General features: G+C 45.5%; 15 protein-coding genes. 7 read left to right on the forward strand and 8 right to left on the reverse strand.

The features are described from left to right. Positions 1-11: 11 nt before the first annotated feature. Together WA381_RS14930 and WA381_RS14935 are read right to left on the reverse strand one after the other, a co-directional pair. Positions 12-575: a phosphoribosyltransferase gene (locus WA381_RS14930; protein ID WP_014949139.1), complete on the reverse strand. Its 564-nt coding sequence runs from the start codon at positions 573-575 to the stop codon at positions 12-14. A 77-nt stretch (positions 576-652) separates the two neighbouring features. Continuing rightward, on the reverse strand, positions 653-2,047 hold the full coding sequence (locus WA381_RS14935; RefSeq protein ID WP_156086272.1) for an FtsX-like permease family protein: 1,395 nt from the start codon (positions 2,045-2,047) through the stop codon (positions 653-655). A 192-nt stretch (positions 2,048-2,239) separates the two neighbouring features. Here WA381_RS14935 and WA381_RS14940 point away from each other — a divergent pair, with 192 nt between their 5' ends. The 4 genes from WA381_RS14940 to WA381_RS14955 all read left to right on the forward strand — a co-directional run bounded on the left by WA381_RS14940 (position 2,240) and on the right by WA381_RS14955 (position 8,749). After that, positions 2,240-2,842, forward strand: a complete 603-nt coding sequence (locus WA381_RS14940) for a PilZ domain-containing protein (RefSeq protein WP_039227099.1) — start codon at positions 2,240-2,242, stop codon at positions 2,840-2,842. A 58-nt stretch (positions 2,843-2,900) separates the two neighbouring features. After that, positions 2,901-6,398, forward strand: coding sequence for a transcription-repair coupling factor (mfd, locus tag WA381_RS14945; protein ID WP_156086271.1), 3,498 nt, complete (start codon positions 2,901-2,903; stop codon positions 6,396-6,398). Position 6,399: 1 nt separating this feature from the next. Next, a complete protein-coding gene (locus tag WA381_RS14950; protein ID WP_156086270.1) occupies positions 6,400-8,151 on the forward strand; it encodes a CsiV family protein in 1,752 nt (583 codons plus the stop codon). A gap of 82 nt (positions 8,152-8,233) precedes the next feature. Next, entirely contained in the window at positions 8,234-8,749 is a 516-nt protein-coding gene (locus WA381_RS14955) for a cob(I)yrinic acid a,c-diamide adenosyltransferase (RefSeq protein ID WP_156078233.1), read from the forward strand. 47 nt (positions 8,750-8,796) lie between these two features. Here WA381_RS14955 and nagZ read toward each other — a convergent pair whose 3' ends face one another. Continuing rightward, positions 8,797-9,807, reverse strand: a complete 1,011-nt coding sequence (gene nagZ, locus WA381_RS14960; protein WP_156087330.1) for a beta-N-acetylhexosaminidase — start codon at positions 9,805-9,807, stop codon at positions 8,797-8,799. Between the two features lie 98 nt (positions 9,808-9,905). On the opposite strand from nagZ, the gene WA381_RS14965 reads away from it, so the two are divergent. After that, positions 9,906-12,308, forward strand: a complete 2,403-nt coding sequence (locus tag WA381_RS14965; protein ID WP_156086269.1) for a penicillin acylase family protein — start codon at positions 9,906-9,908, stop codon at positions 12,306-12,308. Beyond that, positions 12,305-12,775, forward strand: a complete 471-nt coding sequence (ybaK, locus tag WA381_RS14970; protein WP_156086268.1) for a Cys-tRNA(Pro) deacylase — start codon at positions 12,305-12,307, stop codon at positions 12,773-12,775. The genes WA381_RS14965 and ybaK overlap by 4 nt, the downstream gene beginning before the upstream one ends. Before the next feature lie 60 nt (positions 12,776-12,835). Here ybaK and WA381_RS14975 read toward each other — a convergent pair whose 3' ends face one another. From WA381_RS14975 to pheS, 5 genes are all read right to left on the reverse strand, one after another. Then, the gene (locus tag WA381_RS14975; protein WP_156086267.1) at positions 12,836-13,429 is read right to left on the reverse strand and encodes a hypothetical protein; all 594 of its coding nucleotides are present in this window, start codon (positions 13,427-13,429) and stop codon (positions 12,836-12,838) included. A 450-nt stretch (positions 13,430-13,879) separates the two neighbouring features. Continuing rightward, the gene (locus WA381_RS14980; RefSeq protein WP_156086266.1) at positions 13,880-14,425 is read right to left on the reverse strand and encodes a hypothetical protein; all 546 of its coding nucleotides are present in this window, start codon (positions 14,423-14,425) and stop codon (positions 13,880-13,882) included. Positions 14,426-14,539: 114 nt separating this feature from the next. After that, complete coding sequence (gene ihfA, locus WA381_RS14985; RefSeq protein WP_014949129.1) at positions 14,540-14,839, reverse strand: integration host factor subunit alpha; 300 nt, start codon at positions 14,837-14,839, stop codon at positions 14,540-14,542. A gap of 3 nt (positions 14,840-14,842) precedes the next feature. After that, the gene (gene pheT / locus WA381_RS14990; protein WP_156086265.1) at positions 14,843-17,230 is read right to left on the reverse strand and encodes a phenylalanine--tRNA ligase subunit beta; all 2,388 of its coding nucleotides are present in this window, start codon (positions 17,228-17,230) and stop codon (positions 14,843-14,845) included. 14 nt (positions 17,231-17,244) lie between these two features. Beyond that, positions 17,245-18,225: a phenylalanine--tRNA ligase subunit alpha gene (gene pheS, locus WA381_RS14995; protein WP_012518127.1), complete on the reverse strand. Its 981-nt coding sequence runs from the start codon at positions 18,223-18,225 to the stop codon at positions 17,245-17,247. A gap of 336 nt (positions 18,226-18,561) precedes the next feature. Here pheS and WA381_RS15000 point away from each other — a divergent pair, with 336 nt between their 5' ends. Continuing rightward, positions 18,562-18,816 (forward strand): hypothetical protein, encoded by a 255-nt coding sequence (locus tag WA381_RS15000; protein ID WP_231506453.1) that lies wholly within the window; start codon positions 18,562-18,564, stop codon positions 18,814-18,816. Positions 18,817-18,864: the final 48 nt, after the last annotated feature.

The following is an 18,864-nucleotide window of genomic DNA, read 5'->3' on the forward strand; positions in this document are numbered from 1 at the left end:
GCAATTACTCACTACTTTTTGAACAAAATGTCCATAACGTCAGCCAGCTCGCCTTTGCCTTCACGAATTTCTTCTTCCGACAAACCCGCAATTTCATGAGGGAAAACTAGCCATTCATCACTTTCGTTAACATAATAATCTGGCACGATGTCTGTTGTGTTGTTTTGCGGCTTGTACCACGGACATGCAATGCGAATATCTTTAGGCATGTTCAAACGCATTAGTTTATTAATTTGCTTAATAAGTGCATCTACGCTGCGGCCTGAATCGAAAACATCATCAACAATCAACAACTTGTCATCAGCATTCGCATTTTCTACCAAGTAGTGTAATCCGTGTACACGGATCTCTTTCGATTGTTTGTTTATTCCGTAGTAAGACGATGTACGTACTGCGATATGGTCGGTTGACGTATTCTTAAATTCAAAGAATTCTTGAACCGCGATACCAATGGGAGCACCACCACGCCAGATACCAATAATAAAGTCAGGGCGAAAGCCGTCTTCATACACCTTTGCCGCTAGGCGAAAGGAATCCTGTAGAAGCGATTGCGAGGTGATAAAATTCTTGTTCATGACGTCTCACTGGGCAAAATTTAAAAGACCGCGAGTATAGTGAATTTTGCACTAACTTGCACGGTAAATTCAGCGATTTATTCGTTTTGGAGCGCTTGCGATGGTGCAATTTTCATCGCTTTGCGCGCTGGATAAACGCTGGCTAAAACACACAGTAGCAAAGACAGCAAAGCAATGCCTGCAATTTGTACAACGTCCATTTCAATTGGCAGCCCTCTACCGTCTGCCGCTAAGGCTAACGGCGACCCGATAAGGTCCAAAATGTTATTTAATTGGAGCGTAATCACTACGCCTAATACTAGACCAATGCCAGCGCCTTTAATGCCGTTAAACATACCGTTTAACACAAAAATCCACATTACTGAACTGGGTAACATACCTTGAGTTTGGAGTACTGCGATATCGCCTTGTTTTTCCGTTACCACCATAACCAGTGCCGAAACGATATTAAATGCCGCTACCGCGATAATAAGCAGCAACATGAGTGTCATCATGTTCTTCTCCATCTTGACGGCATCAAATAGCGGCCCCTGACGCTCACGCCAAGTCTTCATATTATTTACAGAGACACCCACCCTATCGGTGAGCGCGCTAACAACTGCTTGATAGTTAAAAGCGTCATTTAAAAATAGCCGGAGGGATTGTTCGCTGCCTTTAGGATCTCGCATTAAGCGGTTAACGTCTTCAAGGTTCATATACATCACCTTGTCGTCCATCTGTGAACCCATATCGAATACACCCACCACGGTTACAAGCCGTTGACTTGGCATTCTTCCAAACGGTGTATACACACTTGCACCAGCCACCATGACACGCAATCTATCTCCTACTCGTGCTTCAAGTTTAATGGCAAGTGAGCGCCCAATAATGGCAGCAAAACTCCCCTCAGTTAGATCGCTAAATCGCCCCTGCTCCATATGGTTTGCAACCAAAGTGTGCTCAATCATTACTTCAGGTTGAACACCGTGAACCTGGACACCACGCAAGTCCGAGCGAGACTGCACTACTGCTTCAGCTTCCCTGTAAGCCATAGTGGCAACAACGCCTTCGATGGGTGTCTCGCTAATTTCTTTTAAAGTCACTGTCTGCGTTTTTTCTGCAGTTTGCGTGGGTGTCTCTGTAATTGCGTTTTCGATGGGTGTCTCGCTAATTTCTTTTAAAGTCACTGTCTGCGTTTTTTCTGCAGTTTGCGTGGGTGTCTCTGTAATTGCGTTTTCGTTGGATGTCCTGCTAGGGTTCTCGCTTATGATGGGTGTCTTTGTAATTTCAATATGGGGGACAATGCCTAAGATGCGCTGTTTTAGTTGACCTTCTAGGCCGTTCATAACAGACACAACGATAATGAGCGCCATCAACCCCAGTGCAATACCGGCCACTGAAAATCGATTAATAAATGAAACAAAACTGGTTTGGCTTGCTTTGTTAGACTTGGCATAACGATAAGCAATGAATGCAGAAAGAGGATAAAACATAGCGCCTTGCTTTTCAGTAATACGGTAATCTGCCTTATGTTTAGCTATGCTTAATGAATGAGAAATTCAGATAAGTAGCCCAAAGACGAGATGACGGGTTAACCCCAAAATAGTAAAGTGGGTATACTACGTGTGATCGGTATACTACTTATAAGTTACTAACTGCACAAGAATTAGTGGCAGAGGAATGATGTGAGCGAACTTAGCCTAGAACAAAAAAAAGCCCAATTCGATGAATATTTTTCTATCGCACATCGCATAAACGCCAATATGCGCCCGTTAGGTGAAGACGAAGTAGTGCCAGATGAAGAAAACTTAGAGGAGTCGATGCCGTATGCATTTCGCATTGCCAGCGAAATGGCCGCTATTGAAGCACAGGCAATTCGTCCGCTTCGCAACCTAAGTGATCATGCTGAGTCGCTGGCTGACTACTTAAACCATCAGTCTCGAAAAATTGACTTGATGATGTCGTTCGTTTTGCACCAGCAAGACGAGCCAGAGTTTCGCTTCAAAACAGTCAAACTGGGTGGTGGCGGTGTCATTATTGAGTCAAAAGAAGCATTGGATGTGGGCGCCAAAGCGGAACTTAAACTTTTCTTGGATGCCGAAGCTGCAGCAATATTTTGTTTTGGCGAAGTAATTACTTGCGAGCAAGTAGAAGACCGTTACCATATCGCCTTTATTTTTAACACCATTCGAGAGCAAGACCAAGAGCTTTTAGTTCGCGCTAGCTTGCATATTCAAACGCAACAGCTAAGAAAGCGGGCAAAAGAAAAAAAAGCGGGATCTGAATAGACCCTAACATCAGTATATAAGCCGTAAAACTCATCTTGCACTTAAAAAACAGGACGTCATGACAGCCACTTTATTATCGCTTCCATTACCTGCGCCTAAAAAAGAAGCCTCATCACAAGATCACAAACACTGGGGCCAACTCCAAGGCAGCAGTGCCGCACTATGTATCAGCCAAGCACTCAGCCAATACAAAGGCCCTATTGTACTGATTACCGCCGATACTCCGTCGGCAATGAAGCTCGAAAAAGAAATAGCCTTCTTCCTAAGCGATAATGCAAAGCAGACACCTATTACCTTGTTCCCAGATTGGGAAACACTGCCCTACGATTCGTTTTCGCCCCATCAAGACATTGTTTCTCAGCGATTAGAAACCCTGTTCCGCTTTACACAGCAAGGCGAAGGCATATTCATAGTGCCTGTTAACACGTTAATGCAGCGTTTAGCCCCTACCGATTATTTAGCAAAGTATTTGCTTATGCTAAATAAGGGCGACACCTTAGATAGAGATCAGTTCAGACGCAATCTCGAGCAAGCCGGCTACCTGCATGTTAGTCAGGTAATGAGCCACAGCGAATTCTCGGTGCGCGGCAGCATCATCGACCTTTTTCCGATGGGAAGCGACCAGCCATTTCGAATAGACTTGTTTGATGACGAAATCGACTCCATTCGCTATTTCGATACTGAAACCCAGCGCTCTGGCGAGGCTGTTAACGAAATTCGCTTGCTTCCAGCACGAGAATTCCCCACAGACAAAGAGGCAATCACGCTTTTCCGCCAGCAGTTTTTAGAAAAGTTCGACGCAAACAATGCATCTGAAAGCGTATTTTCTCAGGTAAGCAAGGGCACCATGCCGAGCGGTGTGGAATATTATCTTCCCCTCTTCTTTGAAAAAACCGCCACGCTTTTTGACTATCTTCACCCTAAAAGCCTGCTATTACTTCACGGTGATGTGCAAGACGCCAGCGAATTTTTCTGGGCCGACGTACAAGAACGTTACGAGCAGTATCGTTATAACTTAGCACGTCCACTGCTTGCACCAGACGAGCTGTTTTTACCTATAAATGAGCTATTTGGTGCCATAAAACAGTGGCCACGTGCATCCCTTTCCAGCAAGGTACTTGAAGAAAAATCAGGTACTAGCAACCTTCAATGCGAAAAGCTTGACGACATCGCGATTAACTCGCAGAAAAAAGTACCTGCTGAGCGCCTCATTAAAACGGTAAATCAAGCCACTGACAACGGGGCTAAAGTACTGTTTTGTGCTGAAACCCAAGGTCGCCGAGAGGGCTTGCTTACGGTACTTGCCAAAGCGGGCATCAAGCCAAAGATTGTTGATAGCTTTAGCGATTTTATCGCAAGCCACGACGCCATTGGCATTACCGTGGGTATGGTTGATAACAGTTTCCGCTGGCAAACTCAGGAAGGCGAGCTGTTATTCATTACCGAAACCGAACTATTAGGGCAAAAGGTAAGCCAGCGCCGCCTTCGCGATAAACGCACCGCCACCGACGAAAGCGCCATTATCCGCAACCTGGCGGAACTTTCTATTGGTCAGCCTGTGGTGCATCTCGACCACGGTGTTGGCCGCTATTTGGGTCTTCAAACGTTGGACGCGGGCGGCGTAGCAACCGAATATTTGTGCATCGAGTATGCTAAGCAATCTAAGCTTTACGTGCCTGTGGCCTCGCTTCACTTAATTTCACGCTACACCGGTGGCGACGCCGACAGCGCGCCAGTAAGCGCCTTGGGCTCAGACGCATGGACAAAAGCCAAGCAAAAAGCCGCCGAAAAAGTTCGTGACGTGGCCGCCGAGCTTTTAGATGTATATGCCCGCCGCGCAGCCAAGCCAGGTTTTGCGTATAAAATTAACTGGGACGACTACCAAGCGTTCTCAGACAGCTTCCCCTTTGAAGAAACGCCTGACCAAGCCCAAGCCATTGCAGCGGTTATGCACGACATGGGCAGTCCATCGGCTATGGATCGCCTCGTTTGCGGTGACGTAGGTTTCGGTAAAACCGAGGTTGCCATGCGCGCGGCCTTCCTTGCTGCTAATGCAGGTAAACAGGTGGCTATTTTGGTGCCCACTACCCTACTGGCTCAGCAGCATTACGAGAACTTCAAAGACCGTTTCGCGGCATGGCCGTTTGAAATTGAAGTGATGAGCCGTTTTGTAAGCGGTAAAGCGCAAAAATCTGTGGTTGAGCGCATAGGAGAAGGGAAAGTAGATATCGTAGTAGGCACACATAAACTGCTGTCTAGCGATATTAAATACAAAGATTTAGGCCTTGTGATCATCGACGAAGAACATCGCTTTGGCGTGCGTCAAAAAGAGAAACTTAAGTCATTACGTGCCGATGTTGATATCCTTACCCTTACGGCAACGCCTATTCCTCGTACGCTTAACATGGCGTTATCAGGCATGCGCGACTTATCGATTATTGCCACAGCCCCGGCCCGTCGTTTATCAATTAAGACCTTTGTGCAGCAGCGTAATAAAGCCGTTATTCGCGAAGCCATTATGCGTGAGATACTGCGCGGTGGTCAGGTTTACTTCCTTCACAACGAAGTGGATAGCATTGCGCGAACGGCCGAAGAAATCGCTGAAATCGTTCCCGAAGCCCGTATTGCAGTGGGTCACGGGCAAATGCGCGAGCGTGAACTTGAAGGCGTAATGAGCGACTTCTACCACCAGCGCTACAACGTACTTGTGTGTACTACCATCATTGAAACAGGTATCGACGTACCAAGTGCGAATACCATTATTATGGATAGAGCCGACCATTTAGGTTTAGCGCAGCTGCACCAGCTTCGTGGTCGTGTGGGTCGCTCGCATCACCAAGCGTACGCCTACTTATTAACGCCTCATCCAAAGCGCATGACCAAAGATGCAGTAAAACGTTTAGAAGCAATATCGCAGCTTGAAGATTTAGGTGCAGGTTTTGCGCTTGCTACCCACGATTTAGAAATTCGTGGTGCCGGTGAGCTGCTAGGCGACGATCAATCGGGGCAAATAGCGAGTATTGGTTTCAGTTTGTATATGGATATGCTCGATAAAGCCGTTAACGCGCTTAAAGAAGGCCGAGAGCCATCATTAGACGACGCGACCTCGGGCCATACCGAAGTTGAACTGCGTATTCCAGCCCTATTGCCTGAAGACTATATTGCCGACGTTAACACTCGCCTATCGCTATACAAACGTCTGGCAAGCTGTACGTCGCAAGACGACATTGATGAATTCCAGGTAGAATGTATTGACCGCTTTGGCCTATTACCAGAGCCAGCTAAAAACTTGATAGAAGTGGCTGAAATTAAACTAAAAGCCCAGGCGTTAGGCATTCTAAAAGTAGACTTGTCGGCCCAAGGCGGTACCATAGAGTTTAAAGAAACCACTAAGGTTAACCCAGGCTATATTATTAGTTTGGTGCAAACCAAACCAAACACCTTTAAGTTTGAAGGAAGCCAAAAACTGCGTTTGGTGAAAAAGACCGAAACAGCTAAAGAGCGCATCGCGTTTATTAGCGATATTATTGCCGATTTTGCAAAGGAGTCGCGGTAACATGAAGTTATCTCGCTGGTGCCCGTTAGTTGCATCAATAAGCGCCATTTTCTTAACGACAATTTCAACTGCAGCTAACGCCAATGACAACTGGTGGTTCGATGTGGAAGTAATTGCGTTTAAGCGCAACGTGGCACTTACTGAGTTAGAAGAGCAGTTTTCTTTGGCTGACAACTTGTCAGCCCCTCGCGCTCAGGCAGACATCATCAGCGATATCATTTCGCCTGATATAAGCTATCTAAAACAAGGGTTAGCCGTTTGCGGCGCTGATACATCGGTTAAGTGGCCTAGCAACGGACTTTTGAGCGTGCCCGCAAAAGATGTAGATTTTTTGTCGCTGCCTAAAGATAACAGTGCGCAGTACGGTGACAAGTCTCCTAGCTCTTACTCTGAAGAAGCGGGCTATGGATATAATGAAACATCCGGCTTAACAGCCAATGAGCCAACTCCTACACCAGACGTAGCGAGTCAGGCACAAAGCGAAACCATTAATGGCGATGAGTATGGCGCTACTTATTCTTCAACAGACTCAGACTATAGCGATAGCCTTGACTACTCAAATGAGGGGATCATCACTGACGACGCGACACCCGCTCCTGATGCTGCAACCATCGCCAGCTATTGGACGTCATTCTTCGGCGTAAAAGATTCCTCACCTGTCACGGTGCCTGTATTTAAGTACTGTGAAGAAGCGAAGCCATGGCTTAGCGCTGAGGTAACCACTGCACTGAACGTTGTTGTTCCAGGCGACGACGAACTAAACTCAGGCGTTTCGATAAGCGAGAGCAAGTCTAGAAGCAGCGCGCTTCAACCTGTAATTGTATGGAAGGTGAATCAGCCGGATAATAGGCTACCCGCTCCAGCAAGTTTACCTATTATCATTGAAGGACACGACTGGCCGCTTGCTTCAAAAGCGCATCTGCTTACCAGTAATCAGCAAGCACTGTCTTCAATTTCTCGCCAAATACGCTCAAATCGCGAGCTAGAACGTTTGTTTCATGCAACCTGGCGTCAACCAGTTATGTTTGGTAAGAACAAAGCTTTCAACGTGCGTCTTTATGGTGGGCAAAACTACGCGCAGCAGTTTGACTTGAACGGTGATATGCGAGCTCCAAAACACGTTGATAATGTAAACAATGAAACTGACGATTCCGCTCCAGAGTTTGGTTACGGCTCCACCGCCGCTCTTACTGATAATGATGCTTATAAAAACACATCGAGCACAGATGAAAACAGCCTAAGTGGTGTAAGTACTGCTTTTGAAGCTGATAAAACTGCAGCGCATGGCACTGATCAATTTCTTGCTGTTTCAGATATTTTTTCCGATTTGGACCGCCGTTTGTCAAACCCACAGGCTATAGAGTATGGCGCATTTAAAGCGCTTGATACGCCGATAATTGTAGAGCAAGGTGAAGATGACACTACCGATGCTTCATTAAGAACCCCCATTTGGGAAATTGACGGCACTATCAAAGTATTTCTTAAATATATCAACCGCGTACCTTACCTTCATGTAGATGGCGAGATGTTTTATCGCCAGCCGGTGCCAATGAGCTACTTCAGCAGTGAAGATGACAGCTCTGGTAATGCTGCTAAGCCTCGTCAAGCGACATCAACAGCGTACAAACTGGTTTCGGTTCCGTTAGCTGAGCAAAGACGTGTAATCAGTACGCAACTGCATTATTTCGACCACCCGCTGTTTGGTTTTGTAGTACAAATTCGTCGCTACAATCGCCCTGACGTTAGCGAGTGATTTAAGTAAACGCTTAGTGTAAGTGCTTTGGTTTTAAATACAAAAAATAACATTTGCGATTGATAGAGAGATATAGGTTTTTATGAAGATTTACACTCGCACTGGTGATAAGGGCAGCACGCAAATTTACGCTGACAAGGCCGTACGTGTAGATAAGGATGATTTAGTAGTACAAAGCTACGGCGATATGGACGAACTTAATAGCCACATCGGGCTACTAGCAGCGCATGTTACTGACAAACATAAGCCAATGCTCCAGGACATTCAGCGCAACCTGTTTCAAGCTGGCTTTGCTATTTCAGCAAGCTCAACGCTGACGCAAACTGATATTGAGAACCTAGAAAGCCTTATAGACAATATTACCCGTCAAATGCCGCCTAATACGTCTTTTGTACTGCCTGGCGGAAGTAAGGCTGCTGCGCAGGCTCATGTTTGTCGTGCTGTATGCCGCCGAGCTGAACGTGCTGTCATTAGCCTATCTAAACATTATGACGTGCCAGAAGTTGTACATGCTTATTTAAATCGCCTGAGCGATTTTCTCTTCACTTTTGCGCGATTTATGAATGTAGAAGCTGGCGTAGACGAAGTACCAGTTTAAGCAAACGGCATTAAAAAACAGAAAATGAAAAACGGTAGTTATAAAAACTACCGTTCGCTTAAACGCTTCACCAGCTCAACCGCACTGTCGTATTTATCATTAAGCCCTACTGGCATAATACGATCGTAAAGCGCCATAACGCGCTCTTGCTTTTGTAAATCGTTGTGAGACAGGTTAGCAAAGCGCATTTCCAATCCATCAAGGATAGTCTCAGCCCCTTTCGGATTGTTGCACGCAAGTACCATGTCGCAACCTGCTTCCAGCGCTGTCTCAGCACGCTCAACGTAACTTCCCACAACACTTGCGCCGTGCATAGACAAGTCATCAGAAAATACTGCGCCGCCAAAGCCTAGATCCTGTTTAAGGATATCCTGCAGCCATTTAGTTGAGAAACCCGCAGGCTTATCGCACACCTGATTATAAATAACATGGGCAGGCATAACGCCATCAAGCAACGCACGCTCAATTAAGCGTTCAAAAACCACCATATCGGTACTGCGTATTTCATCAAATTCGCGTTCATCGACGGGTAACGCTACATGAGAATCTGGCGCTACACTGCCATGCCCAGGAAAGTGCTTTCCAATAGCTGGCATATTTACGGCTTTTAAACCTTGGATTAGATGAGCGGCAAGGCGAATAACGTCGTCTGCATTGTCTGAGAATGCCCTGTCACCAATAACTTGCGATACACCATTTATATCAAGCACCGGTGCAAAGCTAAAATCGATATCTAAGGTTTTAAGTTCATAAGCCAATACTAATCCACACGCTTTTGCGTATGTAGCACTTTCATCTTGATGCTCTGACTGCCTTAAAATATCGCCCATTGCAGGTATGGCAGTAAAGCCTTCACGAAAACGCTGAACGCGGCCTCCTTCATGATCGACGGCGATCAGTACTGGACGCTTTGCAAAGCGCCTTATATCTTGAACCAGCGCAGAGAGCTGACGTTTATCATGATAGTTGCGGCTAAATAAAATAACGCCACCCACTACTGGATGTGTTAGCTTTTCCTTTTCTTCAGGCAGAAGTTCTTCGGCCTGACAATCCAACATTAATGGCCCCACGGCACCGCCTTAGTATGTGTCATAAAACATCACTTCAATTTTGCAAGTTCTGTGGTTAGGATAGAGAAAAATAGGGAGTTTTACACGTGATAAATTGGTTCAAGTGGTTGGTTTTAAGTGTTTTAGCACTGCTTTTTTTAACGGTACTGGGATTGTACATCTCGCTTCGTATGAGTTTGCCCGCACTTGACGGAAATAGCGCCACCTATCACGTAAACGCACCTACTGAGCTAAGCCGTGACGAACTAGGCCAAGCCGTTATTAAAGCCAACGATATTTTCGACGCAGCCTATGCACTGGGTTTTGCGCATGCTCAAGATCGCTTTTTTCAAATGGATTTACAGCGCCGCGCCGCATCGGGTAGTTTGTCACAGTGGGTGGGCGACATTGCCCTAGATATCGATAAGAAAGCCCGCTTTCATCAATTTGAGAAACGAGCAAAAGCCGTATTCGATAACCTTCCCTCAAAACAACAAGAACTACTTGTACGTTACGCCCACGGCGTAAATGACGCATTGTCCGAGTATACGTTGCCACCTTTTGAATACCTAGCTGCAGGCGTTGATATAAAACAATGGCGCCCCACCGACAGTATTCTTGTGATTTACAGTATGTATTTGGATTTACAAGGTAGCCAAGTAGAGCTTGATTTAGCAAGAGAGGCACTGCTTTCAACTTTTGGCAATGATGTATACAGCTTCATTACTCAGCCGAGTAATTATCAGGCAGCGCTAGATGCCAGCGAGATACCATTGCTTGAAGCACCTATTCCAGAGTACCCTGCATCGCTACGCCCAATTACTCACTCACCAGAAGATAGTAATGACGAGAGTCTTAAGCAAGAGCCTGAAGACGCGACTACTCAGTACTCAAACGATAGCGACAATACTGCTATTGCCCGTGCACAATATAACGGTACTGAGCTTCCTGATATTGGTAGCAATAACTGGGCGGTGACCGGGAGTCACACCACGACAAGCGCAGGCCTTTTAGCAAACGACATGCATTTAGGATTGCGGGTTCCCATCATCTGGTATCGCGCCCAGCTAAACTATCAAGAATCGGGCGGCGATGTGCAAGTAACCGGGGTTTCCCTGCCGGGTATTCCTGGCATTGTTGTAGGCACCAACGGGCATATCGCTTGGGGTTTTACGAATGCAAATTTAGACAATGTAGATTGGATTGAGCTAGGCGAATCGACGGCCACAAGTACGGTAACAGAGCGTATTCCTTTACCTGATGGTGAGCACACATTTGAGTTTGAAGTAAGCTCGTATGGGCCAGTGAAAGAACTCAATGGCAAGCGCTATGCACTTAATTGGGTAGCGCATCATCCGTTTGCTGCTAACTTGGGAATAATAAACTTCGGCAATGCAAAAAATGTCCAAGCAGCGATAAAGATGGGCCAACGCATTGCTATTCCCACGCAAAACCTCGTGATTGTTGATGAAAGCGGCAATGCGGCTTGGCTTCCTGGCGGCGCGGTTATGGAAAGGCAGCAGGCTTCATTCACTGCTATAAAAGAACAAGAAGCAGTAAACACACCACCTAAGCGTGCACTAAAGCTTCCCATGGTTCTAAACCCCGATATAGGAAGAATATGGACTGCAAATGCCAGAGTAATTTCAGCTGATGATTTCAAAGTCTGGGGCGACGGTGGTTACGCGCTGGGTGCACGCGGACAACAAATAAGAGACCGCTTATTTGAAAAGGACATCTTTACTGAGACTGATTTTTACGCCATTCAGTTAGATAATCACGCCCGCTTTCTTATTCCTTGGCAGCATCTTTTATATGGGCTGCTCAACATGCAAGATATCGAATTTAAGCCAGACCTTGCATATCTAAACACTTGGGATGAATGCGCATGTGAAGATTCGGTTGGCTACACCCTGGTAAAATATTTTAGGCAAGAGGTGGTACAAACCCTTTTTGGAGGCGTGCTTTCAACATTAGACCAACAAGGTGTAAACAGTCGTACACTTTTACGTGGCATTGAACCAGCTGTGTGGCAACTTATTCATAGTCAGCCTGAATCTTGGCTGCCTGTCGATATTGAAAGTTTTGACGAGCTACTTGTAGACGCCTACAGGCGCGCCAAACACAAGTTATTAGACAAGTATTCACCAGTAGAAGCTAATATGGAAACATTAGCTTGGGGCAAAGTGAACGCACTGTCTGTTAAACATCCATTTGCCGATCAAATTCCGCTAGTTGGTAACATGTTAAACATGCAGCAAGTGGAGGGGTTTGGCGATACATACATGCCCGCCGTACAGGCACCTAGCTTCGGCGCTTCTGAGCGATTATTTGTCAGCCCTGGCTATTTAGAAGATGCCATTTTAACGCTACCTGGCGGACAATCTGGACACCCGCTTTCAGAATTTTACGCGTCTGGATTTAACGACTACGCAACGCACGCTGCTACACCGTTACTCCCCAATGCGCCCATATACAGCCGAACATTTTATAGAAAAGAGGTTGAATGACACCTGCAATCACTCTACTTACCAAAAAACGTATCGCACACACGGTATTAAAGTATGACCACGATGCAAATGCGGTATCTTACGGGCTAGAAGCGGTTGAGAAGCTAAACCTTGACGCGGATACCGTTTTTAAAACTTTGGTAGTGAGTACAGATAACAACAAGCTTGCCGTGGCCGTGGTCCCTGTAAACACCAAACTTAGCGAAAAGAAAATGGCCAAAGCGTTAGGTGTTAAAAAGGTAGAAATGGCGCAAGCAAATGCAGTAATGGTTGCAACAGGCTATGTGTTAGGTGGGGTAAGTCCGTTAGGCCAGAAAAAGCGGTTAGCAAGCGTAATTCACAAAAGCGCTGAAAGCCTCACCACTATGCACGTAAGCGCTGGAAAGCGAGGGTTAGAAGTGGCCCTTGCTCCTGCCGATTTGGCTTTGCTGACGAGCGCTAAATTTGCAGATATTTCGGTAAGTTAACTTAGCACAATCCTGAACAAAGTTAACTGCGCTCGCCAAAACTCGCATTGCAGCTTTTGGTTATGCGACTGCCGCCATTATGTTCTTAAGGTTTTCGATTGGTTTAAGCCTTTTTTTAATCAGCACATCTTCGTTTATCTTGAGGATAATACCTTTCAATAAATCAGTAGTGTTCTCTATGTGCGATAGTGACTTAAGATGCTCTATGTCTTCGAAAATCTTACGCCCTTTAAGCGATAGGCGCTTTTCTGATCTACCTTTTGCCAAGTCACTTTGAAGGTAACTGGCTATCTTTTTTGCTGATTTTTCATCTTCAGACAGTGTATGAATGTAATACTTCATCATGCTTGGAACAAAGTCTGTAGTTGCACCGATTTCCATTGTCGCCAAATTTAAAATATCGATTAAATGCGCAGGTAAACGCCCTTCCACTGGCTTTCGCTTTGCTTCATATTGACGTTTAACCGCAGGTGTAGATTGGTGAGGTAATACAGTCACATTTTCACACTTATCACATACCCCTACCAAAACCTTTTTAACCACACCCGTACCATCACTGAAAGGAACATCTCTAAGTTGAAATGTCGCATTTTCAAATGATTGGCACTTGTTACATGCCGCTTTTTGCGACTCGCCTACTTTGAAAATTTTCATATCTTTTCCTTAATGATGGACGCTAATAAAAACGCTGTTCGGCTCTACGAAATACCATTTAACATACCAATATTGACCGGCTAGCCTTGTCTTAATTACGTGTACTGCAATGCTGCTATCATAATGATGAGGGCTGGAAGAATAATCGTTTCCACGACTTCGACCTATAATTTCGGCAACTTCCTCAAGCGACACTTGCCCTATTGCCAATAGATTTTTAACATCAATATCGTTTCTCTGCTCATGGGAAACGTATCCTTTATTTAGACAGTCAATGACCTGTTGCTTTATTTCCTTGTAACCCACTCAGCACGCCAAATGTACGCCATATTGCGTACATTTTCAAATTAAGCTTTCAGTAATTTTATAGTATGAAAAGTAAAGAGGGGTATGAAGCTGGTCTGTGGTATAGGTTTCTGGTGAGTGTTTGAGTGCAGCGCGAGCAATAGCCTACTCACCCGCCTGCGCTAACCATTGCTCACGTGCTTCTTTAAGCGCGGCTTCACCAGGCTGCTCGCTTCCTGAAATAGCGACAGCAATTTGTTTAATGATAGCGTCACGCTTTTCAATCAGCGCATCAGTACGAGCAAACAAGTCCTTGGCTTCCGGATACTGCTCTTTAAGCGTTTCTACCTCTTCCAACGCATAATAACGCGCTTCAAACGCTTCGTTGTACAGCTGGCGCTTAGCATTGAATACGACGTAGTCTTTCGCAGTTTCTGAATTAAGATAATCCATATCTTCAGATGACAGGTTGGCAGCCTGCCCTACTTCACGGGCTTGTACCATCCAAGAATCTACTACTTCGATATTCCCATCTTTCACAGCCTGCTTAACGCCTTCCTGCAAATCGCTAGCGTGAAGAATTTCCATGACTGTGATTAGCGGAACTTGCGCTGCGTCTTGGTCTCGTTTGTCTGCATCTAGCGACAGATAAGCAAACCATGAAAACGTAGCAGCAACAATAATAGCAAGAACGACAAGTGCTTTCTTCACACTTTCCTCCAAAGAAATTGCATATGAAAACCAGTGCGACGGCACTGTATAAAAGAAGCAATACAAAAAGAGCGAGAGACCCCGCTCTTTTTCAGTATTGTAACGACCTAAAGATTATTGGTCGACAGGTGCAGAGTTTTCAACTCGGCTTTTCAATTTTTGACCCGGGCGGAATGTAACCACACGACGTGCTTTAATTGGAATGTCTTCACCGGTTTTTGGATTGCGGCCAGGACGTTCATTTTTATCACGCAGGTCAAAGTTGCCAAAACCTGACAGTTTTACTTGCTCACCAGATTCCAGAGCGCCTTTAATCTCTTCGAAAAAAAGCTCTACCAGATCCTTCGCATCACGCTTGTTAATGCCTAGTTTCTCGAATAGGTGTTCAGCCATCTCGGCTTTGGTCAATGCCATAGTTTACTCTCTTAACGCGGCCCCAAACTCAGATTCCAGACCTTTAACCACAGTATCTACAGCTTGCTGAATCTCAGCTTCTTCCAAGGTTTTATCCGGATCTTGTAAATGAAGTGACAAAGCAAGGCTCTTATAGCCAGGCTCAATTCCCTTGCCTTTGTACTCATCGAACAAGTTTAGAGCAACTAGTTGATTTACGCCAATATTTTCTATGTAAGAAAGAACATTCCCTACACGCACTTCATCTTTAACCGTAATAGCAATATCACGGCGATTCGATGGGAAGCGCGATACTGGTACGGCTGACGGTAACTTGCGATCAGTAATGGCATCTACCACTAGTTCGAACACAAATACACGGCCGTTAACACCAAGCAATTTAGTGAACTGCGGGTGTATAGCACCAATATAGCCAACTTCTTCATCATTAAGCAAAATTTTTGCCGTCATGCCAGGGTGTAACGCACTGTGTTGCCCTGTTACGAACTGGAACTCACCGGTCCTGCCTGTAAGTGCCAATAACGCCTCAACGTCGGCTTTTGCATCGAAGAAATCAACCGGGCTGTCGCCCAGGTCCCAATGTTCTTCATTACGACGCCCTGCTACTACACCACCAATTACTTGCTGTTGCAATACACCATTTGGCGCATCTTGTTGAGGAATAAAGCGTAATCCGGTTTCAAACATGCGAACACGTTGCTGCTGACGCTTCTGATTATACGCAGTAGCACCAACTAATCCCGGCCATAAACTTACACGCATTACCGACATATCAGATGAAATTGGGTGTGGTAACACCATACCTTTTACGTCTGGGAATAATGCGTTTTGGATTTTAGGATCTACAAACGAATAGGTAATTGCTTCGTTGTAGCCACGACTTAGAAGCAATGACTTCATTATGTTTAACGGCAGCTTGGCTTCTTGCGAAGGCAGCATTGCCAACGTTGCTTTTGGTGCCACGTTTGGAATGTTGTTGTAACCGTATACGCGCGCAATTTCTTCAATCAAATCTTCTTCAATTGAAATATCGAAACGATAGCTTGGCGCAACCGCTTCCCAGCCAGCTTCGGTTTGCGTTACGTCTAAACCAAGGCGGTTTAGCATTTCCGTTACTTTCGCATCGTCAATGCTGATGCCTAGTACGCGAGATAAACGTTCGCGACGAAGCGTAACCGTAGCCTGCTTAGGTAGCTTGTCTTCAGCCACTGCTTCAACAACAGGACCAGCTTCACCACCACAAATTTCAAGTACCAGTGCAGTAGCGCGCTCCATGGCTTTACGCTGAAGCTGTGGGTCTACACCACGCTCGTAACGGTGCGACGCATCGGTATGCAAACCGTACTGACGGGCACGGCCCATAATCGCATCACGGCTAAAGAACGCACTTTCAAGTAAAATATCTTGTGTTTCAGAAGTTACACCAGAGTGTAAGCCGCCGAAAATACCCGCCATAGCTAACGCTTTGTTGTCATCAGCAATAACTAAAGTATTGCTTTGTAACTTAGCTTCGGTCTCGTCAAGTAGCGTAAGCGTTTCGCCTTCTTTTGCCATACGCACGTTAATGTTGCCTTCAATGCTGGCAAGGTTAAACGCGTGCATTGGTTGACCAAGCTCTAACAATACAAAGTTAGTCACGTCAACAATGGGGTCGATGCTGCGAATACCGCAGCGACGTAGCTTTTCAACTAACCACAGTGGCGATGCAGCTTTAACGTTAACGCCCTTAACCACACGGCCCAGATAACGTGGGCATGCGTCGTCAGCGCTTAGCGTAATTGATAATTTATCTTCAATAGTTGCGTTTACCGCAGCTACTTCAGGCTCACACACGTCAAGGTTATTAAGAACGCCAACTTCACGGGCAATGCCGCGAATACCCAAGCAGTCTGCACGGTTTGGTGTCAGGTCTACTTCGATTGCGTTGTCATCAAGTCCAAGGTAATCGCGAATGTCTGCGCCAATAGGTGCATCGGCGGGAAGCTCGATAATACCATCGTGGTCGTCGCTAATACCTAGCTCAGAGAAGCTACATAGCATACCGAATGATGGCTCGCCGCGAAGCTTTGCTTTCTTAATTTTAAAGTCGCCTGGCAATACAGCACCAACAACAGCAACTGCTACTTTAATGCCCTGACGGCAGTTAGGCGCACCGCAAACGATATCAAGTAGCTCATCGCCACCTACGTTTATTTTAGTTACGCGCAGTTTGTCGGCGTTCGGGTGCTGACCGCACTCAACGACTTCACCTACTAGCACGCCTTTAAAATCGCCTGCTACTGGCTCAACGCCGTCTACTTCTAGGCCAGCCATGCTCAACTGTTCAGACAGCTCATGTGCCGACAGCGACGGGTTAACCCACTCTCTTAACCATTTTTCACTGAATTTCATGTGTACTCTCTGCCTTAGTTGAACTGCTTAAGGAAACGAAGATCGTTTTCAAAGAACGCGCGTAAGTCGTTAACACCGTAACGAAGCATTGTTAAACGCTCTACGCCCATACCAAAGGCAAAACCTGTGTACTCTTCTGGGTCGATACCTACCGCTTTAAGTACATTTGGGTGCACCATGCCGCAACCCAATACTTCAAGCCACTGACCGTTTTTACCCATAACGTCTACTTCAGCTGAAGGCTCAGTAAACGGGAAGTAAGACGGACGGAAGCGAATTTCTAGTGACTCTTCAAAGAAGTGATGTAAGAAGTCGTGCAAGATACCTTTAAGATCGGTAAAGCTGACATTCTTATCAACCATCAAACCTTCCACTTGGTGGAACATCGGCGTGTGTGTTTGGTCGTAGTCGTTACGATACACGCGGCCTGGCGAGATAATACGCAATGGTGGCTTTTCCGCTTCCATAGTACGAATTTGAACACCAGAGGTTTGCGTACGAAGCATCATGTCTGGGTTGAAATAAAAAGTATCATGGTCGGCACGCGCGGGGTGATTCGCAGGAATGTTCAGCGCGTCGAAGTTGTGAAAACCATCTTCAATTTCAGGGCCAGTTTTAACTGAAAAGCCAAGCTCGCCAAAGAAAGACTCAATGCGTGCAATCGTGCGGCTAACCGGGTGTAAGTTTCCTGGCTTTTCTGTGCGACCAGGCAAAGTTACATCTACTGCCTCTTCTGCTAGCTTCTTGTTAAGCTCTTCAGTGCGTAAAAACTCACCTTTAGCAGAAATAGCTTGCTGAATAACCTGTTTAGCTTGGTTAATCTTTTGGCCTGCGGCAGGACGTTCTTCGTTAGATAACTTTCCAAGCCCTTTAAGTAAGTCGGTAAGTTTACCTTTCTTACCCATGAATTCGACCCTAACTTGGTCTAATGTGGCTGCATCTTGTGCAGCGTCAATCTGGCTTTGTGCCTGATTGATAATAGCGTCAAGCTCCATGTTTTCCTCAATTTACATGATGACTGCATGGCCAAAGCATAGGAAGAATTATTCTGTGCGCTAAGGCTTGCCTGAAATAAAAGCGGTAGTTTACACGAGTGACTGACATTACCGCTACCCTATATAGCTGATAATGGCGAAATTTTGATGGATAGAGTGGAAAATTGATAACCGTTAGGTTGATGATTATGAACACATTGTAAGTACAGTGCACTTTTCGTTCAAACAGTACTATACGAAGAAGATACTTCTTGAACATTTGTTCATATTAAGAATATTATCTGCCGAAAATAAAAAGACAAAATTACAAATTGATTATTACAGGGATTAGTAAAAATGAAGATAAGGAAACCTCTTCCTTCAAATCGTTCGTACGATCAAGTACTTAACCACTACCTAATTGAAAAAGCGCTTGCAACAAAATTAAAGGCAGCAGATAGAGAGTCTCGCAAAAAAATCTACAGTTCAATGTACAATGAATTGTTCTCGAAAGTTCCAGATCATCCAAGGTTAACTAAACGTGGCGACGAAACAGAGAGCCGTAAAAAAGTAAGCCATAGAACCGACATTCCGCATCAAATTCAGGAATAAATCTCTTGGTATAATGTGCCAAGTACATCAATGATCACCTGCTGGCGC

The sequence above is a fragment of the Alteromonas sp. CH_MED4-4 genome (genome assembly GCF_037029575.1).
Taxonomy (GTDB): domain Bacteria; phylum Pseudomonadota; class Gammaproteobacteria; order Enterobacterales; family Alteromonadaceae; genus Alteromonas; species Alteromonas macleodii.